This is a genomic window from Eubacteriales bacterium, assembly GCA_041390245.1.
Lineage (GTDB): Bacteria > Bacillota > Clostridia > Christensenellales > JAWKQI01 > JAWKQI01.
Window position 1 is genome coordinate 552,196 of sequence record JAWKQI010000001.1, and the last position, 25,273, is coordinate 577,468.

At 40.1% G+C, this 25,273-nt stretch carries 40 protein-coding genes; all 40 read right to left on the minus strand.

From position 1 onward, the window contains the following. Positions 1-9: 9 nt before the first annotated feature. A complete protein-coding gene (locus tag R2876_02835) occupies positions 10-1,479 on the minus strand; it encodes a VanW family protein (GenBank protein ID MEZ4357552.1) in 1,470 nt (489 codons plus the stop codon). An 83-nt stretch (positions 1,480-1,562) separates the two neighbouring features. Further along, on the minus strand, positions 1,563-3,122 hold the full coding sequence (locus R2876_02840) for a VanW family protein (GenBank protein ID MEZ4357553.1): 1,560 nt from the start codon (positions 3,120-3,122) through the stop codon (positions 1,563-1,565). A 254-nt stretch (positions 3,123-3,376) separates the two neighbouring features. Beyond that, entirely contained in the window at positions 3,377-5,317 is a 1,941-nt protein-coding gene (locus R2876_02845) for an aconitate hydratase (protein MEZ4357554.1), read from the minus strand. 102 nt (positions 5,318-5,419) lie between these two features. Next, the gene (gene deoC, locus R2876_02850; GenBank protein ID MEZ4357555.1) at positions 5,420-6,115 is read right to left on the minus strand and encodes a deoxyribose-phosphate aldolase; all 696 of its coding nucleotides are present in this window, start codon (positions 6,113-6,115) and stop codon (positions 5,420-5,422) included. An 18-nt stretch (positions 6,116-6,133) separates the two neighbouring features. Continuing rightward, positions 6,134-6,868, minus strand: a complete 735-nt coding sequence (gene truA, locus R2876_02855) for a tRNA pseudouridine(38-40) synthase TruA (GenBank protein MEZ4357556.1) — start codon at positions 6,866-6,868, stop codon at positions 6,134-6,136. A 4-nt stretch (positions 6,869-6,872) separates the two neighbouring features. Then, complete coding sequence (locus R2876_02860; protein ID MEZ4357557.1) at positions 6,873-7,667, minus strand: energy-coupling factor transporter transmembrane component T; 795 nt, start codon at positions 7,665-7,667, stop codon at positions 6,873-6,875. Next, positions 7,664-8,518, minus strand: a complete 855-nt coding sequence (locus tag R2876_02865; GenBank protein ID MEZ4357558.1) for an energy-coupling factor transporter ATPase — start codon at positions 8,516-8,518, stop codon at positions 7,664-7,666. Before R2876_02865 ends, R2876_02860 begins: the two co-directional genes overlap by 4 nt. Continuing rightward, positions 8,503-9,342, minus strand: coding sequence for an energy-coupling factor transporter ATPase (locus R2876_02870; protein ID MEZ4357559.1), 840 nt, complete (start codon positions 9,340-9,342; stop codon positions 8,503-8,505). The genes R2876_02865 and R2876_02870 overlap by 16 nt, the downstream gene beginning before the upstream one ends. A gap of 50 nt (positions 9,343-9,392) precedes the next feature. Beyond that, positions 9,393-9,902: a bL17 family ribosomal protein gene (locus tag R2876_02875; GenBank protein ID MEZ4357560.1), complete on the minus strand. Its 510-nt coding sequence runs from the start codon at positions 9,900-9,902 to the stop codon at positions 9,393-9,395. Between the two features lie 21 nt (positions 9,903-9,923). Continuing rightward, positions 9,924-10,865 (minus strand): DNA-directed RNA polymerase subunit alpha, encoded by a 942-nt coding sequence (locus R2876_02880; GenBank protein ID MEZ4357561.1) that lies wholly within the window; start codon positions 10,863-10,865, stop codon positions 9,924-9,926. Positions 10,866-10,916: 51 nt separating this feature from the next. Then, positions 10,917-11,540 carry a 30S ribosomal protein S4 gene (gene rpsD / locus R2876_02885; GenBank protein ID MEZ4357562.1) on the minus strand — a complete coding sequence of 208 codons (624 nt, stop codon included), beginning with the start codon at positions 11,538-11,540 and terminating at the stop codon, positions 10,917-10,919. 15 nt (positions 11,541-11,555) lie between these two features. Next, the gene (gene rpsK, locus R2876_02890) at positions 11,556-11,954 is read right to left on the minus strand and encodes a 30S ribosomal protein S11 (protein MEZ4357563.1); all 399 of its coding nucleotides are present in this window, start codon (positions 11,952-11,954) and stop codon (positions 11,556-11,558) included. 14 nt (positions 11,955-11,968) lie between these two features. Further along, positions 11,969-12,337 (minus strand): 30S ribosomal protein S13, encoded by a 369-nt coding sequence (gene rpsM, locus R2876_02895; protein ID MEZ4357564.1) that lies wholly within the window; start codon positions 12,335-12,337, stop codon positions 11,969-11,971. Between the two features lie 111 nt (positions 12,338-12,448). Beyond that, the gene (rpmJ, locus tag R2876_02900) at positions 12,449-12,562 is read right to left on the minus strand and encodes a 50S ribosomal protein L36 (protein MEZ4357565.1); all 114 of its coding nucleotides are present in this window, start codon (positions 12,560-12,562) and stop codon (positions 12,449-12,451) included. A 37-nt stretch (positions 12,563-12,599) separates the two neighbouring features. Continuing rightward, complete coding sequence (gene infA, locus R2876_02905) at positions 12,600-12,821, minus strand: translation initiation factor IF-1 (protein ID MEZ4357566.1); 222 nt, start codon at positions 12,819-12,821, stop codon at positions 12,600-12,602. A gap of 5 nt (positions 12,822-12,826) precedes the next feature. After that, a complete protein-coding gene (locus tag R2876_02910; GenBank protein ID MEZ4357567.1) occupies positions 12,827-13,120 on the minus strand; it encodes a KOW domain-containing RNA-binding protein in 294 nt (97 codons plus the stop codon). Positions 13,121-13,143: 23 nt separating this feature from the next. Next, the gene (gene map, locus R2876_02915; protein MEZ4357568.1) at positions 13,144-13,893 is read right to left on the minus strand and encodes a type I methionyl aminopeptidase; all 750 of its coding nucleotides are present in this window, start codon (positions 13,891-13,893) and stop codon (positions 13,144-13,146) included. Between the two features lie 6 nt (positions 13,894-13,899). Next, positions 13,900-14,520, minus strand: coding sequence for an adenylate kinase (locus R2876_02920; GenBank protein MEZ4357569.1), 621 nt, complete (start codon positions 14,518-14,520; stop codon positions 13,900-13,902). An 18-nt stretch (positions 14,521-14,538) separates the two neighbouring features. Beyond that, positions 14,539-15,801, minus strand: coding sequence for a preprotein translocase subunit SecY (secY, locus tag R2876_02925; GenBank protein MEZ4357570.1), 1,263 nt, complete (start codon positions 15,799-15,801; stop codon positions 14,539-14,541). Continuing rightward, positions 15,801-16,238, minus strand: a complete 438-nt coding sequence (gene rplO, locus R2876_02930; protein ID MEZ4357571.1) for a 50S ribosomal protein L15 — start codon at positions 16,236-16,238, stop codon at positions 15,801-15,803. The genes secY and rplO overlap by 1 nt, the downstream gene beginning before the upstream one ends. Before the next feature lie 25 nt (positions 16,239-16,263). Then, positions 16,264-16,446, minus strand: coding sequence for a 50S ribosomal protein L30 (rpmD, locus tag R2876_02935; GenBank protein MEZ4357572.1), 183 nt, complete (start codon positions 16,444-16,446; stop codon positions 16,264-16,266). A 13-nt stretch (positions 16,447-16,459) separates the two neighbouring features. Continuing rightward, complete coding sequence (gene rpsE, locus R2876_02940; protein MEZ4357573.1) at positions 16,460-16,957, minus strand: 30S ribosomal protein S5; 498 nt, start codon at positions 16,955-16,957, stop codon at positions 16,460-16,462. Between the two features lie 14 nt (positions 16,958-16,971). Next, on the minus strand, positions 16,972-17,346 hold the full coding sequence (gene rplR, locus R2876_02945) for a 50S ribosomal protein L18 (GenBank protein ID MEZ4357574.1): 375 nt from the start codon (positions 17,344-17,346) through the stop codon (positions 16,972-16,974). Between the two features lie 12 nt (positions 17,347-17,358). Then, complete coding sequence (gene rplF, locus R2876_02950) at positions 17,359-17,901, minus strand: 50S ribosomal protein L6 (protein ID MEZ4357575.1); 543 nt, start codon at positions 17,899-17,901, stop codon at positions 17,359-17,361. A 34-nt stretch (positions 17,902-17,935) separates the two neighbouring features. Beyond that, a complete protein-coding gene (rpsH, locus tag R2876_02955) occupies positions 17,936-18,334 on the minus strand; it encodes a 30S ribosomal protein S8 (protein MEZ4357576.1) in 399 nt (132 codons plus the stop codon). 29 nt (positions 18,335-18,363) lie between these two features. After that, positions 18,364-18,549 (minus strand): type Z 30S ribosomal protein S14, encoded by a 186-nt coding sequence (locus R2876_02960; GenBank protein MEZ4357577.1) that lies wholly within the window; start codon positions 18,547-18,549, stop codon positions 18,364-18,366. A gap of 12 nt (positions 18,550-18,561) precedes the next feature. After that, complete coding sequence (rplE, locus tag R2876_02965; protein ID MEZ4357578.1) at positions 18,562-19,101, minus strand: 50S ribosomal protein L5; 540 nt, start codon at positions 19,099-19,101, stop codon at positions 18,562-18,564. A gap of 15 nt (positions 19,102-19,116) precedes the next feature. After that, positions 19,117-19,446, minus strand: coding sequence for a 50S ribosomal protein L24 (gene rplX / locus R2876_02970; protein ID MEZ4357579.1), 330 nt, complete (start codon positions 19,444-19,446; stop codon positions 19,117-19,119). A 19-nt stretch (positions 19,447-19,465) separates the two neighbouring features. Further along, positions 19,466-19,834 (minus strand): 50S ribosomal protein L14, encoded by a 369-nt coding sequence (rplN, locus tag R2876_02975; GenBank protein MEZ4357580.1) that lies wholly within the window; start codon positions 19,832-19,834, stop codon positions 19,466-19,468. A 13-nt stretch (positions 19,835-19,847) separates the two neighbouring features. Next, positions 19,848-20,108 carry a 30S ribosomal protein S17 gene (gene rpsQ / locus R2876_02980; GenBank protein MEZ4357581.1) on the minus strand — a complete coding sequence of 87 codons (261 nt, stop codon included), beginning with the start codon at positions 20,106-20,108 and terminating at the stop codon, positions 19,848-19,850. An 18-nt stretch (positions 20,109-20,126) separates the two neighbouring features. Further along, complete coding sequence (rpmC, locus tag R2876_02985; protein ID MEZ4357582.1) at positions 20,127-20,330, minus strand: 50S ribosomal protein L29; 204 nt, start codon at positions 20,328-20,330, stop codon at positions 20,127-20,129. After that, positions 20,320-20,751, minus strand: coding sequence for a 50S ribosomal protein L16 (gene rplP, locus R2876_02990; GenBank protein MEZ4357583.1), 432 nt, complete (start codon positions 20,749-20,751; stop codon positions 20,320-20,322). Before rplP ends, rpmC begins: the two co-directional genes overlap by 11 nt. Beyond that, positions 20,729-21,427: a 30S ribosomal protein S3 gene (gene rpsC, locus R2876_02995; protein ID MEZ4357584.1), complete on the minus strand. Its 699-nt coding sequence runs from the start codon at positions 21,425-21,427 to the stop codon at positions 20,729-20,731. Before rpsC ends, rplP begins: the two co-directional genes overlap by 23 nt. Before the next feature lie 11 nt (positions 21,428-21,438). Beyond that, positions 21,439-21,825 (minus strand): 50S ribosomal protein L22, encoded by a 387-nt coding sequence (gene rplV, locus R2876_03000; GenBank protein ID MEZ4357585.1) that lies wholly within the window; start codon positions 21,823-21,825, stop codon positions 21,439-21,441. A gap of 18 nt (positions 21,826-21,843) precedes the next feature. Continuing rightward, the gene (gene rpsS / locus R2876_03005; GenBank protein ID MEZ4357586.1) at positions 21,844-22,122 is read right to left on the minus strand and encodes a 30S ribosomal protein S19; all 279 of its coding nucleotides are present in this window, start codon (positions 22,120-22,122) and stop codon (positions 21,844-21,846) included. 35 nt (positions 22,123-22,157) lie between these two features. Further along, entirely contained in the window at positions 22,158-22,991 is an 834-nt protein-coding gene (rplB, locus tag R2876_03010) for a 50S ribosomal protein L2 (protein ID MEZ4357587.1), read from the minus strand. 48 nt (positions 22,992-23,039) lie between these two features. Then, a complete protein-coding gene (rplW, locus tag R2876_03015) occupies positions 23,040-23,336 on the minus strand; it encodes a 50S ribosomal protein L23 (protein MEZ4357588.1) in 297 nt (98 codons plus the stop codon). Then, entirely contained in the window at positions 23,336-23,959 is a 624-nt protein-coding gene (rplD, locus tag R2876_03020; GenBank protein ID MEZ4357589.1) for a 50S ribosomal protein L4, read from the minus strand. The genes rplW and rplD overlap by 1 nt, the downstream gene beginning before the upstream one ends. A 28-nt stretch (positions 23,960-23,987) precedes the next feature. Beyond that, positions 23,988-24,617 carry a 50S ribosomal protein L3 gene (rplC, locus tag R2876_03025; protein ID MEZ4357590.1) on the minus strand — a complete coding sequence of 210 codons (630 nt, stop codon included), beginning with the start codon at positions 24,615-24,617 and terminating at the stop codon, positions 23,988-23,990. Between the two features lie 22 nt (positions 24,618-24,639). Next, positions 24,640-24,948, minus strand: coding sequence for a 30S ribosomal protein S10 (gene rpsJ, locus R2876_03030; protein MEZ4357591.1), 309 nt, complete (start codon positions 24,946-24,948; stop codon positions 24,640-24,642). Between the last annotated feature and the right edge of the window lie 325 nt (positions 24,949-25,273).

Below are 25,273 nucleotides of genomic sequence, written 5' to 3' on the forward strand. Positions count from 1 at the left end.
AATGTCTAATTAATCCGTGCCTTCGGTCGGTTCGTTCCGGTTTTCATAATAAACCGCTGATTTTGCAGAATATGTGCAATCATACATAAGCTGAACCATCACGACTTTACCATCTTTATCTATGTATCGTTTATATACTTCAACGTATATGCCCATCTTGCTGTCACGAACTTTTACGCTCTCTCCCGGTTCAAGCGGTTCTCCGTTCGTATCCGTTTCAGATTCCCTTATATCCGGTGCCGGCGGATACTCTGTCTTTACTGTCTTTGATACAAAGTCAACGGTATACCCATGGGAAAGCGGCGCACCGTAAATATCAACCGTAACGCTCTTTGTCTCTTTATCAACTTTTGCCAAAATATATATGGGTGTTTCATAAGGGTTTTGCAGTTTTAAATCAGGCGAACCCGTAGAGATAGTAGCATCCAGTCCTTCAGGCGCATAATATGATGGCCATGAATGGCGCTTGTGCTCTACTAATTCAAGCTCTGCCCTTATCGCTGCATTGAATAGCGTAGTCGATATCTGGCATATGCCTCCGCCCGGCTGGTCTGAATAAAGACCGTTTTCAATTCCCGGCGCAAGCTTCCACCCCAGCTCTTCAGTCCTTGGCCCGGCAACCTCATTTATAGACCATACTTCTCCAGGTTTTATTACCTGGCCGTTTATGATCCCAGCCATTTTTATAATGTTAAATACCCTGTTTGAAGATACGCTCTCTTTGAAATAAGTTGTATAAGATGTTATCTTAACCGTGTTTTCCTTAACGTCTTCTACCGTATATTTAGGCGTAGTTTCACTTCCAATTGCTGCTATTGCTTCTTCTGAGCCGTTTTCATATTTATCGTATAAACGGTTTACTAAATCGGTCATATCGACATCGAAACCATTCTCGCCCTCTATATAAGAGAACATATCAGAATTATCCGGGTCAAAAGATACAGTGGGCTCAGTTGGTGCAATATTGACTTCGTTTTTATTCTGAAGCAAAAAATCGTACATCTTTTCTTTGCCGACTTTAATAAATAAAGTGAGTTCTAACCCGTTATCGGTAACTTTGGCATAATGTATGTCTTCCACGCTGTCAGCATTGCCATTATAGCTGCTTGCCGTTTTATATACTTCCTCAATATTAACTGAGCATCCCATTTCTTTAGCACTAAAAACACGTTCCTCATCTAGGACAGTAAAGTTGATGCCCGTATTGTTTAACATATCTTCTATATTCTGCGCAAAATAATCATCTGTCTGTTCCCTTGTCATCCCGCCTACGTTTATTCCGTTTATAAATATTCCATCTGAAAAAACGTATTTTTCATCAACTGTACTATTTCCTGAAGATGATATAATAGCTATTACGCTAGCTACAATAAGCGCAAATACCATTAAAGATAAAATGCGCTTTAAATCTTTTATAGATAAATGTAAAGTTTTTGATTTTGCGGTTTTACTGCGTCGTTTGATTAACCTAACTCTCATCTTTTGTATTTTAATACCCCATATCCCTTTTTAAGCTATCTTCCTTTGCTTAGCAGGTTCTTTTTAATATATTATATACCAAATCATGTACTTGGTGAAGTAGAAGTACTGGGTGAGACCGATGCGCTAGGGCTTGTAGTCGATGTAGTCCCTTTAGTGTCTGTATCTTCTGATACAGGCGTGCTTTCAGGGTTGTAATATATAATTCCGCTAAATGCTGGATACCTTACAGTATCCCAATTTTTAAATTCTTCAACGACGTTTCCGTCTGCATCTAAATATCTCTTTGTAACAGTCCATACAGAACCCGTTCTTCTTTTCTGCCATACTACTTGGTCACCCGGTTCAATTGCATTCCCGTCAGGGTCCTCAGTTGCTTCTATCTTTTTTTGAGTCCCCGGCTGAATGTTGCTGACCTTGGTAGATACATAATCTACTGTATACCCATGGGCCAAAGGAGCACCGTAAAGCTTTACATTCATCGTCTTGTCCTTTGTGTTTACATATGCCACTATGTATATAGTTGTAGAATACTGATTTTTAACCACTAGGTCGGGTGAGCCGGTATTTATCGTAGCATCAAGCCCCGCCGGATGATATGAAGATGGCCATGAATGGTTTTGCTTTTCAACGACTTCGAGCTCAGCCAAAATAGATGCCATATAAAAACAAGATGAAGCCTGACATACTCCTCCGCCCGGCTGGTCTACCGCCCTTCCGCCTGTAAGCCCCGGTGCATCTAACCACCCTAGAGAAGCATACCTTGGGCCGACTCTATCGTTCATGGAGAACTCCTCTCCCGGTTCAATAGTCATGCCGCAGATTATCCCTGCTAGTTTTGTGAAGTTATATACCCTATTCGGGTTGTCGTTGTTATGGCCTTTATATGAATTACTGTATTCGGATACAAGTTGTCTCGTTGCCTTTAAATCTTCTACTGTAACTGATGGCCCTGTTGTAGTTCCTGACACCTCTATAGTCTTTAAATCGCCGCTTTTTAGCTCCTCCTTGACCAAAGAAACTACCTGATCCATATCGACCTGAATACCCTCTTTTGCCTCATGATATGTAAAGACCTCATCTGTCAATGGGTCGAAATCGTCTTTTTCTGCATTGAATTCAACAGTCGCATCTTGAGCCTGCCTGTTTATGCCCTCACTCGAATTGAGGACTTGACGAAACTTTTCTTCATCTAGTGTAAGTTCTAGTTTAAAATCTTTGCCTTTTTCAATAGCAGTGTTTTTTTCAAGTATACGGTTCATCAAGGTGCCTGCATTCCCATATAGTATCGCATTTGTCAACACTACATCCAAATCATAAGATATGCCGATCTTGTCTCCCTCATATGTATACGAATCCCCGTTTACTGTAAATGTTATTTCAGTGTTATCGTTAAAGTCTATTTCCTTAATCTTGGCTTTACCCTGTTCAAATGTCAAGCCGGATAAATCCGTCCCTTCTATGCTTACGCCGCTGCAAAAAGTATAATCTTTAATGGAATCCTTAACAGATTGGGTATTATCTATCACAAAAATAAATATTAATGAAATGACTAAGAGTACACCTAAAGTACCAAGTAAACTTATTATAATAATTTTTTTCTTTTCTATCGGTCTTTTCTCGCTCTTGTTACCTGTTTTCATGATCTGCCCCTTAAAAGCTTGCTTTAAGAAATGTTTATAAAGTTAAACATTTGTATCTACAAGATTTTTGACGGGTTAAAAAAGTAAATGTTTCCTTATTAAAAAAAATTACTTAATTATTACCTTAAATTAAAAACCTCGTTTAAATTAAATTATGTATTAAAAACGCATATTTATAACTAAGTTTTTAAAATTTCTTTTTTTAAGGCTTTTTATCTTTACTTTTTTAAAATCATTTATGTTATTGCAATCATTTAAGCATTTGATTTTTTAGTGTGATTTAGTAACCCTCCGTCTGCAAGTATTGATTTTAGCCTGTCAGACGCATCTATTTTTACCATAAAACCAAAGCCTTTAGTTTTGTTAAAAACTTCAAAAGTATCCTTATCAAGAACATTTGAAACTGCATCTTTAATGACTAATACGTCTGCAGTATCTATCCTGTCATAATCTGCTTCATCGACAAAAACCATAGGCAAAATACCTGAGTTTATGAGATTGGCCATGTGTATCCTCGCAAAAGACTTGGCTATTACGCCTTTGATACCAAGATATAAAGGAACCAAAGCCGCATGTTCACGCGAAGAGCCTTGCCCGTAATTTTGTCCTGCAACCAAAAAGCCTCCGTTTTTGCTTTTTGCCCTTTCAGGGAACGCCTCATCAACCGGTGTAAGGCAATACTCTGATAGATAAGGTATATTAGACCTATATGGCAAAAGTTTTGCGTTAGACGGCATAATATGGTCCGTAGTGATATTGTCCTCCATCTTTAAGAGTACTTCTCCGGTAACTAAGTCGGCTAACTCGTTGTTTACTGGGAAAGGCTTTATGTTAGGCCCGCGGACTATGTCCACATCCTCTCCGTTGGTTGCCGGTGAAATTATCAAATTATCGTTTATAAAAAATTCGTCTGGCATGTCTATGTTAAGTGCCGACATATCTATATCCATTTTTGTAGGGTCGCTTAGCACCCCCGCTATCGCCGATGCTGCTGCAGTTTCGGGGCTTACCAAATAAACTTTTGCCGATGCAGTCCCGGACCTGCCAAAAAAGTTTCTGTTAAATGTGCGAAGTGAAACGGCATCTGTCTTCGGGGATTGCCCCATACCTATACATGGGCCGCATGCACATTCTAAAATTCTTGCTCCTGCTGCTATCATGTCCCCTAGCGCATCGTTTTTAGCAAGCATGTTTAAAACCTGTTTTGAGCCCGGTGAAATGACAAGGCTTACGTTTTTTGCAACTGTCTTGCCTTTTAATATATTGGCAACCTTCATCATATCCTGATAGGATGAATTCGTACAGCTGCCTATGCAGACCTGGTCTATAGCTATGCTGCCTATATCTGAAACTGCTTCTACGTTATCCGGGCTGTGCGGTTTTGCAGCGAGCGGTTTTAAATTAGACATATTGATCGTATATTCTTCATCATAAACAGCATCTTTATCTGCGGAAAGAGGAGTATAGTCTTTTTCTCTTCCCTGTGCCTTTAAAAAGGCCTTTGTCGTTTCATCGCTTGGAAAAATCGAGGTAGTCGCTCCGAGTTCCGCCCCCATATTAGTTATGGTTGCGCGCTCAGGAACGCTCAACGTAGCTACTCCTGCTCCGGAATATTCTATTATACGCCCAACGCCGCCTTTTACAGTCAGCATGCGCAAAACTTCTAAAATAACGTCTTTTGCCGAAACACCGCTGCTTAGCTTTCCGGTCAGCTTAATATTCACTATCTTCGGCATAGGAAGGTAATAAGCTCCTCCGCCCATGGCAACTGCAACGTCAAGCCCTCCTGCACCTATGGCTATCATACCTATACCTCCGCCTGTCGGCGTATGGCTGTCCGAACCTAGAAGCGTACTTCCCGGAACTCCGAATCTCTCTAAATTAACCTGGTGGCAGATGCCGTTTCCTGGCTTTGAAAAGTATACGCCATGCTTTGCTGCGACCGTCTCTATATACTTATGGTCGTCCGCATTTTCAAAACCAGACTGCAAAGTGTTATGGTCTATATACGCAACCGAACGCTTGGTCCTTACTCTTTTCACTCCCATGGATTCAAACTGCAAATATGCCATAGTGCCTGTTGAATCCTGCGTCAACGTATAGTCTATTTTAATCGATATTTCGCTTCCCGGAACCATTTCCCCAGAAACCAAATGTTTTTCAATTATCTTTTTTGCTAACGGTTTACCTGCCATTTGCTTATCCTCCCAATATGTATGTGTAAATTTTATAACGAGACTTATATTTTTGTAAAGTACCCTTCTCTTTAAAAATCCACCGTTTAAAAGGCGAATATTTTAATCTTCTATCACTTGTTTTACTAACACGTCGCCGCTTCCTGTTCCTATCCGTGAAGCGCCGGCTTTTAAAAATGCAATTGCATCATTGGCCGTTCTGATTCCACCCGATGCCTTTATTTTCATAGTATCACCGGCTGTTTTATACATAAGTTCAACGTCCTCAATCGTTGCCCCGCCTTTGCTCATTCCAGTAGATGTCTTAACATAATCCGCCCCTGCCTCTTTGCTTATAATTATGGCTTTAATTTTTTCTTCATCTGTCAAAAGGCAGTTTTCCAATATAACTTTTAAAAGTGCTTTTCCTCTGCAAACTTTTTTTACTTCTTTTATATCCTCTCTTGCACTGTTAAGGTCACCGCTTTTTATAAACCCAATGTTTATGACCATATCCACTTCGCCAGCGCCCGAATCTATTGCCTCTTTTGCTTCAAACGCCTTGGTTTTAGAAGTTGTGGCTCCGAGGGGGAACCCAACTACGGTAGCTACTTTTACATTGGTACCTTTCAGGTGTTCAAATGCAAGCGGAACATAAGCTGCATTTACGCACACACTTGCAAAACCGTATTCTTTTGCTAGGGTGCAAGCGTGTATAACATCGTCTGCTGTAGCGTCTGCTTTTAGCACAGCGTGGTCTATAGTGCCGGGTAATGATTTCTTTAGTTCATCTTCACTTTTCCCAATAAATGTATGCATATATGACCTCTTAAAATTTTAATACATTACTTCGTGTAATATTAGCCCTTCAGGCGGTGCGGTAGGCCCCGCAAGTTCCCTTTTCTTGCTTTTTATTATATCTGACACATCTTCAGGCAAAATCTTTCCCTTGCCGGCTTCTATTAAAGTCCCGGCCATTATCCTTACCTGGTTATATAAAAATCCGTTTCCTTTAACTGCTATGAAAATATAATCACCGTTAGATACTACACTTATATAGTTTATAGTCCTTATCGTAGATTTAACGCTCGAACCGGCAGCCATAAAAGCTGCAAAATCATGCGTGCCTAAAAACGCCGCCGCCGCTTCCTGCATTAATTTAATATTTAATTTTGTCGGGATAAAAGTAGCAAAATCTTTAAAAATTGCCGGCCTTGTGCCTGCATTGTATATTGAATATACGTATTTTTTGCCTTTTGCGCTATATCTTGCATGAAAGTCAACAGAAACTGTCTCAGCTTTTTTAACAGCTATATCCAGCGGCAGATGTGCATTGAACGCAAGCGCTATTTTACCTACCGGTATATCGGTTTCAACGCAAAAATGAGCAACTTGAGCAGCCGCATGTACTCCGGCATCCGTTCTGCCTGCACCAACTATATCAACATTTTTAGAAAAAATGTTAAAAGCTGCTTTTTCAAGCTCGCCTTGGACGCTTGATTGGCCTGTTTGCTTTTGCCATCCGCAATAGTTCTTTCCATTGTATTCGATTATAATTTTAAATTTTTCCATACATTTAGAATCCAAAACAGATAAAAACAATGAGCCCGCAAAACGTTAAATAAGAAACTAAATCCCTATATCCCATTTTTAAGCTTTTCATCCTTGTCCTGTTTCTACCGCCGGAATAGCACCTTGCTTCCATCGCAAGCGCCAGTTCATTAGCTCTCCTGAATGCTGAAACAAATAAAGGTATAAGTAATGGTATTAAGCTATAAGCTCGCTTTATCAAACTGGAACTTTCAAAGTCTGCTCCTCTTGCTGTCTGTGCACTCATTATTTTATCTGTCTCTTCTAAAAGTGTCGGAATAAAACGAATGGCTATCGTCATCATCATTGCCAGTTCGTTTACCGGAAAATGCACTATAGTTAAAGGCTTTAACAGCTTTTCCAGTCCATCCGTAAATTCAATAGGCGAGGTAGTCAATGTTAAAAGGCTGGTTGCAAATAAAAGCAATATTAACCTTAAAGCCAGAAAAACAGCTTGATTTAACCCCTCTTTAGTAACCCTGAATATCCACCATTCGAATAATGTCGTCTCCCCAGATGTAAAAAACGCATTTAATACGAATGTAAAAAAAAGTATAAACCAAAGTGACCTTAAGTTTTTCAAAACGTACTTTACATGGATACCGGACATAAGAATCGCCGTAAATATATAAGCAAACAATACCGCATACCCTATATACGTTTTAACTATAAAAACAAAGACTATTAATGCAACAGCAAGTAGTATCTTTGTTCTTGGATCTATCTTATGTATTGGCGATTCGCCGGGGAAATATTGCCCAAGTGTAATATTTTTAATCATTTGTTCTTACCAAAAAGTTCAATAATGTCTTCTTCCAGCTTCTTAATTGTGAGTACACTATTGTCAACGGTTACACCCCGCTCATTTAGCATAAGCGCAATTTTAGATACTTCTGGGATATCCAGGCCGATTTCCCTTAACGCATAAGACTTTCCAAATACATTCTGCGGTATATCGTCCGTCAGTATTTTCCCATGGTCTAAAACTAAAACACGTTTTGCATTCTGTGCCAGGTCGTCCATGCTGTGTGTTATCAGTATTATAGTAGTTCCTTCTTTATTAAGCCTGTTGATAAGTCTAAAAAGATTTTTCCTGCCGACAGGGTCTAGGCCTGCAACAGGTTCATCGAGTATCAGAATCTCCGGAAACATCGCCAGTACTCCGGCGATAGCTACACGCCTTTTCTGTCCGCCGGACAGTTCGAAAGGAGACCTCTCGCTGATTTCATTAAATGGAAGGTCAAGCATGTTCATAGCTGCCTTAACGTTTTTATCAACTTCCTCGTCAGACAAACCCTGCTTTTTAGGCCCGAAGGCTATATCCTTATAGACCGTCTCTTCAAAAAGCTGGTACTCCGGATACTGAAATACGACGCCAATACTTTTTCTAAGCACTTTTTTGTCATAGCCCTTGGCGCCTATGTCCTGACCATTTAGCAAAACTCTTCCGGAATCCTGTTTTAAAAGTGCACACATGATCTTAATAAGCGTGGTCTTCCCGGATCCGGTATGGCCTATTACCCCAACATATTCGCCCTTTTTAATAGAAAAGGATATATTATCAACCGCTTTTGCCTCAAATGGGGTTCCTGGCATATATGTATAAACCAAATTCTCTATAACAAGCGACATATTCCCTCCACTAACTCCTCAGTTGTAAGCGGGCAGTCCTCAATATCTATACCCCTTGCCTTTAACCGATGGTAAAGTGCCGTTGGAACAGGCATTGTCATTCCCGATTCAGCAATAAGCTCTTTGTTCAAAAAAAGCTCTTTGGGCGTCCCGTTGAATACTATTTTACCATCATATAAAAGCACAACTCTTGAAGCATATACAACTTCTTCCATATAATGCGTAACAAAAACTATAGTTTTGTTTTCTTCTTTGTTAAGGCGCCTAACCGTTGAAAGCACTTCACCCCTGCCTTCAGGGTCCAGCATTGCAGTAGGCTCGTCCAGAACTATTATATCCGGGCGTATAGCTAAAACTCCGGCGATAGCTACGCGCTGTTTCTGGCCGCCGCTTAAAAGATGCGGAGCCTTGTTTCTGAATTTCGTCATATCAACGGCTTCAAGAGCTGAATTAACCCTTTTGACTATCTCCTTTGGCGGTATCCCTAAATTTTCCGGGCCAAATGCCACATCGTCTTCAACCAGCGTGGCTATAAGCTGGTTATCCGGATTTTGAAAAACCATGCCTACTTTTTTTCTTATCTCATATTTATTTTCAACATCAGATGTCAGCATTCCGTCAACTGTTATTTCGCCTTCCTTTGGAATAATGAGTGCATTTAACATCTTGACAAGTGTCGATTTACCTGAACCGTTGTGGCCGATAAACACAATAAATTCACCCTCTTTGATATTTAAGCTTATATCATTAAGAGCTACATTTTCACCATTTTCCGTATCATAAGAATAACTGACATTTTTGATCTTTATTATATCGTCCATAATCTTTTTAAAAAAAAGGGCTTAAATTAAAGCCCTTTAAGTATCTCTTAGCACTATACGAGCTCCAGAATAACAACTTCTGCAGCATCTCCGCGCCGTGGTCCTTTTTTCACTATGCGTGTGTATCCACCGCCTTGACCGGACTCCTTCGCACGCTTGTCATACTTAGGGGCGATTTCCCTAAATAACTTTTCAACTAATGGATGCTGAATGTCCTTTGTCCTTTTTATATAGGTGTACTTGCTTTCTTTTTCACCTTTTGCCTCTTTGATATCATACACATAAGACATTATCTGCCTTCTTACATGAAGTTTAGCGGGTGAATCATTTTCAAATTCTTTTTCCACTTTCGTGCCGTTTTCTAAAACCGTCTTTTTCACCTTGACATTAGAATCGTATTCCTTAATGGCCATGGTAATGATCTTCTCAGCAATAGACCTGACTTCTTTGGCTTTTGCTTCAGTAGTCTCTATTTTACCATTCCATAATAAGTCGGTAACTAGATTTCTTAGCATTGCCTTTCTCGGGCCGGACGGTTTGCTAAGTTTATTATAAAGCGCCACTTTAAAAACCCTCCTATTTGTTTAATCATCCTGTCTTAATTTAAGCCCCAACGCATCCAACTTCACTAAAACCTCTTCCAAAGACTTTCTTCCGAGATTTCTGACTTTCATCATCTCTTCTTCGTTGCGTTGTAAAAGCTCTTGTACTGTATTTATTCCTGCACGTTTTAGGCAATTGTAAGACCGTACAGATAAATCCAGTTCTTCAATAGTGGTATCAAGGACTTTTTCCTTTGTATTGCTTTCCTTTTCAACCATTATCTCTCCCATATCGACCGTTTTATTTAAGTTGACAAACTGCATTAAATGCTCGTTTAAAATTCTGGCTGCAAGCGATACTGCTTCGTCAGGCATTACGCTGCCATTTGTCCATACTTCCAAAGAAAGCTTGTCATAGTCCGTAATTTGGCCGACACGAGTATTTTCAACGTTAAAATTGACTTTTTTAATAGGCGTATAGATAGAATCTATTGGTATTATGCCAATAGGAAGATTTTCTTGGCTGCTTTTATCTGCCATGACATATCCTCTGCCCTTATCAACTGTTATTTCCATGTATAAATTAGCGTTTTCACCAAGTGTAGCAATTGTAAGTTCAGGGTTTACTATCTCTACTTCCGAATCGCAGACTATATCTGCCGCTGTTACATCCTTAGGCCCGTGTGCATCTATTATAAGCGTCTTTTGCTGGTCTGAATACATACGTACTACAAGTTGTTTTAAATTTAAAACAATATTGACAACGTCTTCTCTAACGCCTTCTATCGTAGAAAACTCATGAAGTACGTTGTCTATTTTAACGCTGGTAACTGCTGCACCCGGCAAACAGGATAAAAGAACTCTTCTAAGCGAGTTGCCAAGCGTTGTCCCAAACCCTCTCTCAAGAGGCTCCACGACAAACTTTGCATAGTTCTTACCGGACTCCTCAACACATTCTATTACTGGCTTTTCAATTCCTAACATTCTTTAATTACCCTCCTTAAAACCCATCTTTCTGGGGGCACATAAGCTTAATTATTTGGAATAAAGCTCTACAATCTGATGCTCTTCTATCGTTAAATCGATGTCGTCTCTATCCGGAATTGCTATAACTTTTCCTGTTAAATTCGCATTATCAAACGTTAACCATTTCGGCATCGGCCTTGCATCGCCTTCGCGTATTTCCTTAAATTTTTCCATATCACGGCTTTTCTCGCGAATAGTAATTTCATCACCTTCATTAACTAAGTATGATGCTATATCAACCTTTTTGCCATTTACTTTAATAAAACCATGTAAAACCATCTGCCTAGCCTGTGCACGGCTGTCGCCAAGTCCTAAACGGTAAACAACATTGTCTAACCTGCGCTCTAAAAGCTGCAACAGATTTTCACCAGTCTTTCCCTTCATGGTTTCAGCAATTCTAAAGAATTTCTCAAACTGAGATTCCATCATTCCATATGCACGTTTTACTTTCTGTTTTTCGCGCAACTGAAGCCCATATCCAGATTGCTTTTTTCTGCTTACACCGTGCTGGCCTGGTGCAACCGGACGCAAAGTATAAGAACACTTCTGCGAATAACAACGGTCACCCTTAAGGAAGAGTTTTGCACCCTCCCGGCGGCACAAACGGCAAACAGATCCTGTATGTCTTGCCATTTATAGCTTTCCTCCTTATACTCTTCTTCTCTTTGGCGGGCGGCATCCATTGTGAGGGATAGGGGTCACATCTTTTATCAAATTAACCTCTAAACCTGCTGTCTGCAATGCTCTTATTGCAGCTTCTCTTCCCGATCCCGGACCTTTTACATATACTTCAACTGTCTTTAAACCATGCTCCATCGCTGCTTTAGCTGCTGTTTCAGCTGCTGTCTGTGCTGCAAATGGAGTGCTCTTTTTAGAACCACGAAAACCCAGGCCGCCTGCAGATGCCCATGAAAGTGCATTGCCTGCTGTGTCTGTTATGGTTACAAGAGTATTGTTAAAGGAAGAACGGATATGCGCTTGCCCACGCTCTATATTCTTCTTTTCTCTACGTTTTCTAGTTGTTTTCTTTCCTTTAGGTTGAGCCACTTATATCCCTCCTCCTATTTTTTCTTGCTCGCTGCAGCCCTTTTGGGGCCTTTGCGGGTTCTTGCGTTTTGTTTCGTGCTTTGCCCACGAACAGGCAAGCCGCGACGATGTCTTATTCCGCGGTAACAGCCGATTTCAACAAGACGTTTTATGTTTAACGAAACTTCACGCCTTAAATCGCCTTCTACCTTGACATTCTTATCGATATACTCTCTTAATTTACTAACATCCGATTCATCTAAATCCTTAACACGAATGTCAGGATTTACGCCGGTAGCTTTAATTATATTTTGAGCGCACTTAGGACCTATACCATAAATATAAGTAAGGCCTACTTCAACACGCTTATCTCTTGGAAGATCTACACCAGCGATACGTGCCATTAATTGCTACACCTCCGTAATTACAAATAAATATTTATCTTATAAAACCCAGCCCATCTTTTAAGGTAGCCCTTAAAAATTTATCAGCCGCTAATGAGCCGGAGATTATTTTTAACCTTGTGTTTGTTTATGTTTTTTGTTTTTACAAATAACCATAACTTTACCGTGTCTTTTTATCGTTTTGCATTTTTCGCAAATCGGTTTTACTGATGGTTTTACCTTCATTAATATAACCCTCCTAAAAACTTATATGGTCAATTGATTAGTTTTTTCCGCGCCAGGTAATTCTGCCCTTTGTCAAATCATACTGAGAAAGCTCAACTGTAACTTTATCTCCAGGTAGTATCCTTATATAGTTCATTCTAAGTTTACCTGATATATGTGCTAAAACTTTATGACCGTTAGACAACTCTACCTGAAACATCGCATTTGGATATGTCTCAGTAACTATGCCTTCCATTTCAATCACGTCACTTTTAGACAAATTCTTTAATCCCCCTTCTTGACCTCGCCATATTCTAAAGACTTTATGGCGCTTTTAAGCTCGGCGTCAAAAACTTTCTTGCTATTCATTAACTTTTCCTTTATGTTATCTAAAACCTCTGGTTTTAAATCTAAATGTTTAATCTTTTTTTTCTTTGGAACAGCAAGTATTCGTAAATCTCCGTCTGCTATATATACATACTCTTTGTCTACAATCTTTGTTATTATAAAGACTTTATTCTTATCCCTGCCAGCGGTGGAAACAACCACTCTACCTACCTCTATGGATAAGTTACTCACTTATTTCCCCTCCTTAAATAGATCTAGGGTGCAGTCAAAATGACAACGCCATTATCAGTTAAAGCAACTGTGTTCTCATAATGAGTGCTAAGAGATCTATCCGCCGTGCGTACCGTCCACCCGTTTTTTTCCCATTTAACAGGTGCCGCTCCCGCATTTATCATAGGTTCTATAGCAAGCGTCATTCCAGTTTTAAGCCGTACGCCAAAACCTGCAGGTTTATAATTAGGTATACTAGGATCCTCATGCAGGGTTTTACCTATTCCATGGCCTGTCAGTTCCCGCGTGATAGCATAGCCGTTTGATTTAGCAGTCTTTTCAATGGCTGCCGAAATATCATAAAGTCTGTTTCCTTCTTTTAGCTCTGCTATTCCGTCAAAAAAGCATTGCTTACCCGTATCAATCAAGCGTTTGGCTTTATCAGATATTTTCCCGACAGGGATAGTTCTAGCCATGTCAGAATTATACCCTTTATAAAGTACGCCGGCATCAATACCGATTATGTCGCCCTCTTTTAAAACACGGTCACGAGACGGTATACCATGGACTATCTCCTCATTTATAGAAGTACATATGTGAGCCGGATATCCTTGATACCCTTTAAAAGAACAAGAAGCATTATACTTTAAAACTTCTTTTTTTGCAACTTCGTCTAAAAAGTGCGTAGTTATCCCAGGCCTGACATTTTCTATGAGAGACTGCATAACTTCATAAAGAATCTTTCCGGATTCCCTCATTAACTGTATTTCTCTTGAGGATTTAAGTATTAACATTTTCCCTTATTTCAATATTTCAAGAAGCTGTTTAAACACTATTGCTGAGTCAACTCCTGAATCTATATCTCTGAGTATTCCCTTTTCTTTATAGAAACTAATCAGCGGCTGTGTCTGTTTTTGATAGACTTCAAGCCTGTTTTTAATGGTTTCTACATTGTCATCTGGACGCGTTACATATTTACCGCCGCAGACTTCACAAACTGTGTTGTCTCCAAGTCTGTCTATATGAGATACGTTGCCGCACTTTTCACAAACTCTTCTTCCACAGATACGGTGGAATATTATGTCGTCGTTTATAACGAAATTGATGCAGTAGTCTAATTTAACAACGGCATCAAGCGCTATTGCCTGCTCAAGCGTTCTTGGAAAACCGTCTAGGATAAAACCGTTTTTGCAATCCGGCTCCTGTAAACGCTTTTTTACCATATCGATTATAACACTATCTGGAACAAGCTGTCCACGATTTATATAATCTTTAGCAGCTTTTCCAAGCTCTGTCTGCTCTTTTATTTCTTTTCTAAGCATATCTCCAGTAGAAATATGCGAAATATTAAGTTCCTTAGCTGCGATCTGTGCCTGTGTGCCTTTTCCTGCTCCCGGTGGGCCTAAAAACAATAACTTCATTTTCATTCCTCCAAAAAATTATTTTAAGAATCCCTTATAATGTCTCATCATCATCTGCGACTCAAGTTGTTTAGTAGTTTCAAGCGATACGCTTACCATAATCATTAAGCTGGTAGCGCCGAATATCGAAAACAGCGTCGCATTAATCATAGTTGGTATTACTGCTACCAATGCCAAGAATAAAGCTCCAAACAGCGTTATCCTGCTCAAAATCTTATGCAGGTAATCCGAAGTAGGTTTACCCGAACGGATCCCTGGTATAAACCCTGCATACTGCTGCATGTTCTTTGCTACATCCACAGGATTGAATGTGATCTGTGAATAAAAATATGTAAAAAACAGTATCAACAGCGCATAAGTTATAAGATATACAGGAGACGCACCGTTAGAACTAAAGTTATTTGACAAAAATTGATAAAGCGATGAGTCTTTTGCTACCATTTCCGTTATTATTATCGGGAAGTTTATAAGTGTAATAGCAAATATTATAGGAATAACACCGGACTGGTTGACTCTCATAGGTATATGAGTCGACTGGCCGCCATACATCTTTCTTCCTACTACACGCTTAGCATACTGTACCGGTATACGCCTCTCGCCCATATCTACAAATGTTATACCCGTAACTACGAGCAATGCCAACGCTAAGATCATCAATGTCTCTATTATAGTCTGTGTTCCTGCTGCAACCTGAGCTATCGAATCGTAAATTGCACTAGGCAACCTTGAAATGATACTTACGAAGATAAGCAGCGAAATACCATTTCCTATACCTTTTTCAGTGATTCTCTCACCGATCCACATAACAAGAGCTGTACCTGCTGTTAAGCAAAGCAGAACCATTATTATATTAAATACGGTTGGGTCTATAGCTCCTGCATTTATAAAACTTATTAGAATAGCTGTTGCCTGTACAAGGCCTATTCCAACCGCCACATACCTGGTTATATTGGATATCTTCTTCTGCCCTTCCTGCCCCTCTTTTTGAAGCCGTTCAAGAGCTGGTATTGCAACAGTTAATAGGTTCATAATAATTGAAGCATTAATATATGGAGTAATACCTTGTGCAAAAATGCTCATATTATCCAATCCGCCGCCTGATAACAGGCTTAAAAATGTAAGTAGCGTAGAATTGGAAATCTGCTGTTCTACCACATCTAGGGATATTCCCGGAATGGAAACATACACTCCTAGCCTATAAACAAATAACATTAGCAGTGTATACAGAATCTTTTTTCGTATATCCAAAACCTTCCAAGAATCACGTAAAGTTTTAAACATTATACCACCTCAGCTGCTCCGCCGACAGCCTCTATTTTTTGTTGTGCGGTCTTAGTAAATTTTTTAGCTTTAACTGTAAGCTTTTTGCTTAATTCACCGTCACCTAAAACTTTTAATCCGTCATTTATTTTCTTTATAACATTTTGCTCTTTTAAAAACTCAGCTGTAATAACTGTACCTTCATCGAATTTATTCAAATTAGATACGTTTACAGTAGCATATACTGTTGCAAATATATTTACAAAGCCTCTTTTAGGAAGTCTTCTAGCAAGAGGCATCTGGCCGCCTTCGAATCCCGGTCGAACTCCGCCGCCGCTTCTTGCTTTTTGTCCTTTATGACCACGCGTTGAGGTTTTGCCCATTCCGGACCCGGTTCCTCTGCCTACGCGCTTTTTCTTAGTTGTAGAACCTTGCGCCGGCTTTAACTCATTTAATATCGCCACTTTTCCTGCCTCCTTTTCTTTATTTTGCACTCTCTACCTTAACCAAATGTTTAACTTTAAAAATCATTCCTTTTATAGCTTCGTTCTCTTCATGTACAACTGAAGAGTTTAACTTGCTAAGTCCTAAAGCTAAAACTGTAGCTTTCTGATCTTTACTGTATCCAATAGGGCTTTTTACAAGCGTTACTTTTACCTTTGCCATAACTTTGCCCTCCTTATCTCAATTGATCTACGCTAACGCCGCGAAGTCTTGCTACCTTTTCTGCGGTCTTTAACTCTCTTAAACCTTCTATCGTAGCCTTAACGCAGTTAACTGGTGTGTTCGTACCATAAGATTTAGTTTTAATATCCTTAACTCCTGCCATTTCAAGCACTGCACGTGCAGGTCCTCCGGCTATAACTCCGGTACCTTCCTGAGCAGGTAATAATAAAACTTTGCCGCGTCCAAACTTTCCTAATACCTCGTGTGGAATAGTTGTTCCAACAATAGGTACATCTATCAAATTTCTTTTTGCTTTTTGTACGGCTTTCTTTATTGCGTCTGGAATTTCAGCAGCTTTACCCATTCCGGCGCCAACATGTCCGTTCTCGTCTCCAACAACCACCAAAGCAGTGAACCTGAAGTTACGGCCTCCTTTGACAACCTTTGCGACACGATTTACAGCAACTAATTTTTCTTTCAATTCATTTGCGTTTTCGTCTATGTGTTGCACAATTGCTACCTCCTTTAAAACTTCAGTCCAGCTTGTCTTGCACCGTCTGCCAGCTCTGCTACTCTGCCAGTGTACAAGTATCCGCCTCTGTCGAAGACTACCTCAGTAACCTTCTTTTGAATTGCTCTTTTGCCTACAATTTCGCCTACAATCTTCGCAGCTTCTTTTTTTGTCTTGCCGGAAATCTTGCTGGCAACATCTTTTTCAGCAGTTGAGGCGGAGGCGATTGTCACTCCTTTAATGTCGTCAATTACTTGAGCATATATATGAGAAGTGCTTCTGAATACGTTAAGCCTTGGTCTCTCACTCGTTCCGGATATTTTGTTTCGTACTCTTCTATGTCTTGCAGTACGAATTTTATTTCTATCTGGTTTTACAATCACTTTTATCTCACCTCTCCCTTACTTTATACCAGTCTTGCCGACTTTGCGCTGTATATATTCGCCTTTATACTTGATACCTTTGCCCTTATACGGTTCTGGCGGGCGAATTGAGCGTATGTCCGAGGCAATCTGTCCTACCTTCTGCTTGCTTATTCCCTTAACGACGATCGTATTTGGTGTAGGAACGTCAAATGTGACTCCGTCATCTTCTAAAACTTCTACAGGATGGGAATATCCAATAGTAAGTACGATTTTCTTACCGGATTTTTGTGCTCTGTATCCAACGCCAATTATTTCAAGTGCTTTTTCAAAGCCTTGAGTTACACCGTGTACCATATTGGCAATTAAAGCGCGCGTAAGACCGTGAAGAGCTCTCATTTCCTTTTCATCGTTGGGCCTGGTTACGGTTACAGTATCTTCACCGACCTCAACTTTTATATCCGAATTAATTTTTTCGGCTAATTCCCCTTTTGGGCCTTTAACCTTAACCATATTGTCTTCGGCAACCGTAACGGTAACGCCTGCAGGTAAGGTTATGGGAAGCCTTCCTATTCTTGACATTAGTTATATACCTCCGTTGATTCTTATCCTTGCATTACCAAACATAAGCCAAAACTTCACCGCCGACAGCTTTTTGTCTTGCCTCTCTGTCTGTCATAATGCCTTTGGATGTGGAGATAATGGCTATCCCCAAGCCGCCCAAGACCTTAGGAACCTGATCGTTTTTAACGTATACCCTAAGACCTGGTTTACTTATTCTCTTTAAACCGTTTATGACCTTCTCATTATTAGGGCCATATTTAAGTGTTACTCTGATACTTCCACCTACGATATCATCTTTAACCTCAAAGCCTTTTATAAAGCCCTCAGTTAATAATATCTGGGCAATTTCTTTCTTCATATTTGAGGCGGGTATATCTATTACTTCATGCCTCGCAACTAGTGCGTTACGAATGCGGGTTAACATATCCGCAATTGGATCGGTTACAGGCATCTTTACTACCTCCTTAAAAATTTTGGTTTTTACCAGCTCGCTTTTCTAACTCCAGGAATCTGTCCTTTATATGCTAATTCTCTAAAGCATATACGGCATATACCATATTTTTTCAAAACAGCATGAGGGCGGCCACATATACGGCAACGAGTATAATTTCTCGTAGAAAATTTAGAACCCTTCTGTTGTTTGTTTATCATACTTAATTTAGCCACGCTACTACCTCCTTATTGTTTGAACGGCATGCCCATATTGGCCAAGAGTTCTTTTGCCTCTTCGTCTGTCTTTGCCGTTGTAACGATGATTATATCCATACCGCGTGTCTTATCTATATCATCATAATTAACTTCAGGGAAAACAAGCTGTTCTTTTAGTCCCATAGCAAAGTTTCCTCTTCCGTCAAAGCATTTCCCGTTAATTCCTCTGAAGTCTCTTACACGGGGAAGAACCAAGTTCATAAACTTATCTAAAAACTCGTACATACGGTCTCCGCGTAGTGTTACCTTAGCGCCCACCTTCATGCCTTCACGAACTTTAAAGTTAGCAACAGACTTTTTAGCCAATGTGACCACCGGCTTTTGCCCTGCTATGTCAGTTAATACCTTTAATGCAGAGTCTAGTCCCTTTGGATTTTCTTTAATATCTCCCATGCCCATGTTCAAAACAACTTTCTCAAGCTTGGGAGCTTTCATAATATTGCTGTAATTGAACTTTTTCATCAAAGCCGGTACGACTTCATTTTTGTATTTATCCTTTAATCTAGGCAACTGAAATTACCTCCCTTACTTCTTAAAGGGCTCGCCGCACTTTTTGCAAACACGAAGTTTTGTGCCGTCACCCAATATCTGATATCCAATACGAGCAGGTTTTCCGCAACTAGGGCAAACAACCATTGCATTTGAAGCATCAAAAGCTGCTTCCTGATTGATTTTTCCACCCGGGTCGGATGCGCTCTTCGCTTTTTTATGTTTAGTAACCATATTTATTCCCTCGACAATAATCTTGTTTTCCTTAGGGAATACTGTTAAGACTTTGCCCTTTTTCAATTTGCCTTTGTTTGCTTTGTCTTCTCCAGTCATTATAGCTACTGTATCGCCTTTTTTAATATTCATTTCACTTTACCACCTTTCGTTAAAGCACTTCGGGTGCAAGAGAAACTATCTTCATATAGTCTTTCTCACGAAGCTCGCGAGCAACTGGTCCAAAGATACGCGTTCCCTTTGGCTGTTTCTGGTTATCTATGATAACTGCAGCGTTTTCGTCAAAACGTATATACGAACCATCTTTTCTGCTGATGCCTTTAACAGACCTGACAACAACAGCACGTACAACGTCTTTTTTCTTAACGGTACCGCCAGGCGTTGCGGTTTTAACCGATGCTATAATTACATCGCCGATATTGGCAGATTTTCTTACAGATCCACCCATTATTCTAATGCATTGTATAACCTTTGCGCCTGAATTATCAGCTACTTTAAGGCGCGTTTGCGGTTGAATCATTGCTTACCCTCCTCTACTTGGCCTGCTCGAGAACCTCGACAAGTCTCCATCTCTTTTCGCGGCTCAACGGGCGGGTTTCCATGATTTTTACAATATCGCCCACTTTGCACTGATTGTTCTCGTCGTGTACTTTAAGCTTGCTTGTTTTATTAACAGTCTTGCCGTAAAGCGGATGCTTAACCTTTGTCTTAATAGCTATGACAATTGTTTTATCCATTTTATCGCTTACGACAACACCGATTCTGGTCTTTCTGTTTCCTCTTTGTTCAGACATCTAAGGGTCCTCCTTTTCTTACTCGGCTGCAGCCATTATCTCGCGTTCACGGATAATGGTTTTAACCCTTGCTATATCTTTTTTTACTTTGTTTATAGTCATTACGTCATTTAACTGTCCTGTTGCATTTTGAAAGCGCAGGTTAAATAACTCTGTTTTTAGATCTTTTAATTTAACGTTTAATTCCTGTTCGGATAAACCACGAATTTCTTCAGCCTTCATCCTGCTCACCACCTATTTCCTTTTTTACAAACTTGCACTTAATTGGAAGTTTGTTCGCCGCGAGCCTTAATGCTTCTCTTGCAACGTCCTCTGTAATTCCTGCTATTTCAAATAGTACTTTACCTGGCTTTACAACTGCCACCCAATATTCAGGTGAACCTTTACCAGAACCCATTCTAGTTTCTGCAGGTTTTTCGGTTACTGGTTTGTGTGGGAATATCTTTATCCACACTTTACCGCCTCTTTTCGTATAACGTGTCATCGCTATACGTGCTGCCTCTATTTGGTTGCTTGTTATCCAAGCCGGCTGCAGGGCCTGTAAACCGTATTCTCCGTATGATACGAAGTTTCCGGATAATGCTTTACCTTTCATTCTCCCGCGTTGTACTTTTCTGCGTTTAACTCTTTTTGGCATTAACATTTTTTTTGCCCCCTTCCGCAGCAGTATTATATTTATCCCTAAGCGGATCCCCTAAGAGCTCTCCTTTATATAGCCAGACCTTAACTCCGATCTTTCCATAAGTAGTATGAGCTTCTGCAAAACCGTAATCGATGTTTGCACGAATAGTCTGCAGTGGGATAGACCCTTCGTGGTACTGTTCAGTCCTTGCTATTTCAGCACCGCCCAAACGGCCGGAGCACATAGTCTTTATTCCAAGGACTCCAGATTTCATCGTACGGGAAATCGCTTGTTTCATAGCACGCCTGAACGAAATACGTTTTTCAAGCTGTGCCGCAATGTTTTCTGCAACTAATTGCGCGTCTGTATCCGGCCTTTTAACTTCTATTATATTCAAGTTTATAGCCTTACTGAAACGCTTTGCTAAATCAGCCTTTAGCGCTTCTATTCCAGCTCCGCCTTTGCCGATTATTATTCCTGGTTTTGATGCAAAGATATTTACCGTAACTTTATTAGCTGCACGCTCTATTTCAATTTTTGAAACACCGGCTGCAAAAAGCTTTTCTTTCAAGTGTTTTCTTATCTGATGATCCTCAATGAGGTAATTGGCAAAATCTTTTTTGTTTGCTATCCAACGCGTATCCCAATCTTTGATAACGCCGACCCGAAGGCCGTGTGGATGTACTTTTTGTCCCATGGTTTACCTCCCTATTTAATCCTATCAAGTATTATAGTAATATGGCTGGTTCTTTTTCTTATACGAGTTGCTCTGCCCTGGGCGCGTGGCATAAAACGCTTTAATGTCGGCCCCTGGTTCGCATAAGCTTCTGCTACGTAAAGATCTTCTTTAGCCATTTCCAAATTGTTCTCAGCATTAGCTACAGCAGATTTTAAAAGCTTAGCTAAAATTTCCGACGAAGCTTTTGGAAGCGACATCAAAATCTTTTCTGCTTCATCTACTTTCTTGCCCCGGATTAAATCTATAACTGCTTTTGCTTTGCTAGACGATATACGCACATAACGCACAATTGCTTTTGGCCTCGTATCTTTATTCTGTGCACGCATGCTCGCCTTTTCTCTTTGACGCTTTGCCATGTTTGTTCCTCCTTGAAACTACTTGGACGCCGAACTTTTTTCGCCCGCATGCCCTCTAAATGTACGCGTGGGTGCGAATTCGCCCAATTTATGTCCTACCATATCTTCCGTTACATATACGGGAACAAATTTTTTCCCATCATGGACTCCAATGGTATGCCCTACGAAATCCGGAAAGATCGTAGATGCTCTAGACCAGGACATAATTATCTTCTTTTCATTTTTATTATTCATATCCTGTATTTTTTTAAGCAGCCTTTCGCTGACAAAAGGTCCCTTTTTTACTGACCTGCTCATACTTTTCTTTCACTCCTTTTCGGCGGATAATAACCTTATTTTTTATTTCTTCTCTTAACGATAAATTTATCGGATCTGTTCTTTTTCTTTCTTGTCTTATATCCAAGTGCTGGTTTTCCCCAAGGTGTAACAGGTCCAGAGCGGCCTATAGGCGACTTGCCTTCGCCACCGCCGTGCGGATGGTCGCAAGGGTTCATGACTGAACCTCTTACTGTCGGACGGATACCCATATGCCTCTTTCTTCCTGCTTTTCCAAGTGCTATGTTTTCATTATCTATATTTCCAACCTGCCCTATAGTTGCCTTTGAGCGGATTGAAATCATCCTTACTTCTCCAGAAGGGAGCCTTACCTGTGCATATGTACCTTCCTTAGCCATAAGCTGCGCTGCGTTACCGGCGCTTCTTACCAACTGCCCGCCTTTACCAGGCTGCAATTCTATATTATGGATCATAGTACCTACCGGTATGTTTGTAAGCGGAAGAGCATTTCCTACTTTGATGTCTGCATCTGGGCCGGATACTATTACGTCTCCTACTAAAAGGCCATAAGGAGCTAAAATGTATCTCTTTTCACCGTCTACATAATTTAAAAGTGCTATGTTTGCGGTTCTATTAGGGTCATACTCTATTGTCGCTACCTTTGCTTCAATACCGTCTTTATTTCTTTTAAAATCTACTTCCCTTAATTTTCTCTTTGTTCCGCCGCCCCTATGACGTACGGTAATATGTCCGTCGGCATTTCTTCCGCCAGAACTTTTCTTTCCTTCTATTTTAGACTTCACCGGAGTTTTGCTTGTTATCTCCTCATAAGCGGAGACTGACATAAACCTTCTGCCTGGTGAGGTCGGTTTATATTTTTTAATAGCCATAATACGTTCCTCCTAAACTTGTCGGCCAAAACCTTTTAATTTTGCTTATTACTGAACCATGTTATCGAAAAACTCTATACTCTTGCTGCCTTTTTTCAAGGTTACATAAGCTCTCTTAGTTTCAGGACGTCTTCCTATATTATAGCCCTGCCTCCTAAGCTTGCCGAAACGGCGCAGTGTGTTTACTTTGTCTACTTTAACGCCGAATATTTCCTCAATTGCAGTTTTTATTTCCGTTTTGTTAGCATCTATTGCTACTATAAAAGAATATTTTTTCCTTGATAGCTCATCATAGATTTTTTCCGTTAAAACCGGCTTGATTATGATGTCGTGTGCGGATTTCATTATGCGTACACCTCCTCAACTGTCTTTACAGCATCTTTGGTGATAATAAACTTTTCGTATTTCAGTATATCTAAAACATTTAAAGCATTAGCGGCTATAGTCTTTACATTCTGTATATTAGCAGCAGCACGCACCGCGTTTTGGTTTTCGCCGTCTAATACTATAAGCGCTTTTTTATCTACATTTAAATTCTTAAGTATTTCAAACATTTCTTTTGTCTTGCCAAGCTCTAAATTTAAATCCTTCATAACGATGATGTTTTCTTCCTGAGCTTTAAGTGACAATGCTGATTTAAGCGCAATTCTCTTAACTTTTCTGTTAACGCTCTTTTTATAATCTCTCGGCTTTGGAGCAAATACAACTCCGCCCTTTGTCCACTGCGGTGAACGTATGGAGCCCTGTCTTGCGCGCCCTGTTCCTTTTTGGCGCCACGGCTTGATTCCGCCGCCCCTTACTTCTGCACGGGTAAGCGCGCTTTGCGTTCCCTGCCTTTTATTAGCAAGCTGTGCAACAACCACCTGATGCATTACAGGCTTATTTATCTCAACTGCAAATATCTCATCTTTTAAAGTAATCGTGCCAGAACTTTTTCCGTCTTTAGTATAAACTGATACTTTTGGCATATCTTTTTCCTCCTTATCCGGGCAATCTTTAAGCCTTTACGCTTTTCTTTATCGATACGAGCCCGCCGTTAGCACCCGGGATGGCACCTTTTATTAAAATTACGTTTTTGTCTAAATCTACTTTAACTACCTTTAAGTTCTGCACCGTTATTTTCTGCATACCGGCGTGTCCAGGAAGGTGTTTGTTTTTAAATACTTTAGACGGGTCTGAACATGCTCCCATTGAACCAGGTCTTCTATGATATCTGGAACCATGAGTCATAGGGCCTCTGTGCTGCCCCCATCTTGCTATAACGCCCTTGAAGCCTCTGCCTTTTGAAATACCGCTTACATCTATTGTATCTCCGGATTCAAAAACGTCTGCTTTTATTTCCTGGCCAACTTCATAATCACCTAAATCGTTAGTTTTTATTTCGCGAAGAAATCTCTTTGCACTAACGCCTGCTTTTTTATAGCAACCGCTTATAGGTTTAGTAACTAAACTTTCGCGGATGTCTGAAAACCCAACTTTTATTGCGTTATATCCATCTTTTTCTTCTGTTTTCTTTTGTACGACAACACACGGACCTGCTTGTACTACAGTTACAGGTACTATCGTTCCATCGTCGTTGAATATCTGGGTCATGCCCAGTTTTTTTCCAAATATTGCTTTTATCATATAAATCAACCTCCACGTTGCCTTAGAGCTTAATTTCGATATCAACGCCAGCCGGCAAATCTAACCTCATTAAAGAATCTGTAGTCTTTGAGGTCGCTTCAAGTATATCGATAAGTCTCTTGTGCGTTTTGATTTCGAACTGCTCACGCGAATCTTTATATTTATGCGGAGCACGAAGAATTGTTATTATTTCTTTTTCTGTCGGCAGAGGAATAGGTCCAGAAACCTTTGCTCCTGTACGTTTCGCAGTTTCTACGATACGCATTGCCGATTGGTCAATCAAGTTATGGTCGTATGATTTTAACTTAATTCTTATTTTTTGGCTTGACATTTAACTAATTTCCTCCTTTTTTATGCGGTTTTCCTGCCCACGTATCCGTGTGTTTCTTTTTGCTTTTTTTAAAAAAGCGAAAACCGCCGCCTGATTGTCAGACATTTGTCAGCGAAAACTACCCGGAATATCCGGCAACCTTTCGCCTCATCCCATTAACGCGATTTCGCGCAGCGTAATTATTTTACTATAACAGAAATTCAAATGCAAGCCTTTTTAAATATTTTTTTTATATTTTTATAAAGATAAAAAAGCCACCTGTATGCAAGTGGCTTAAAAAATACTTGAATTATTCAATAACCTCTGAAACGACTCCAGCTCCTAC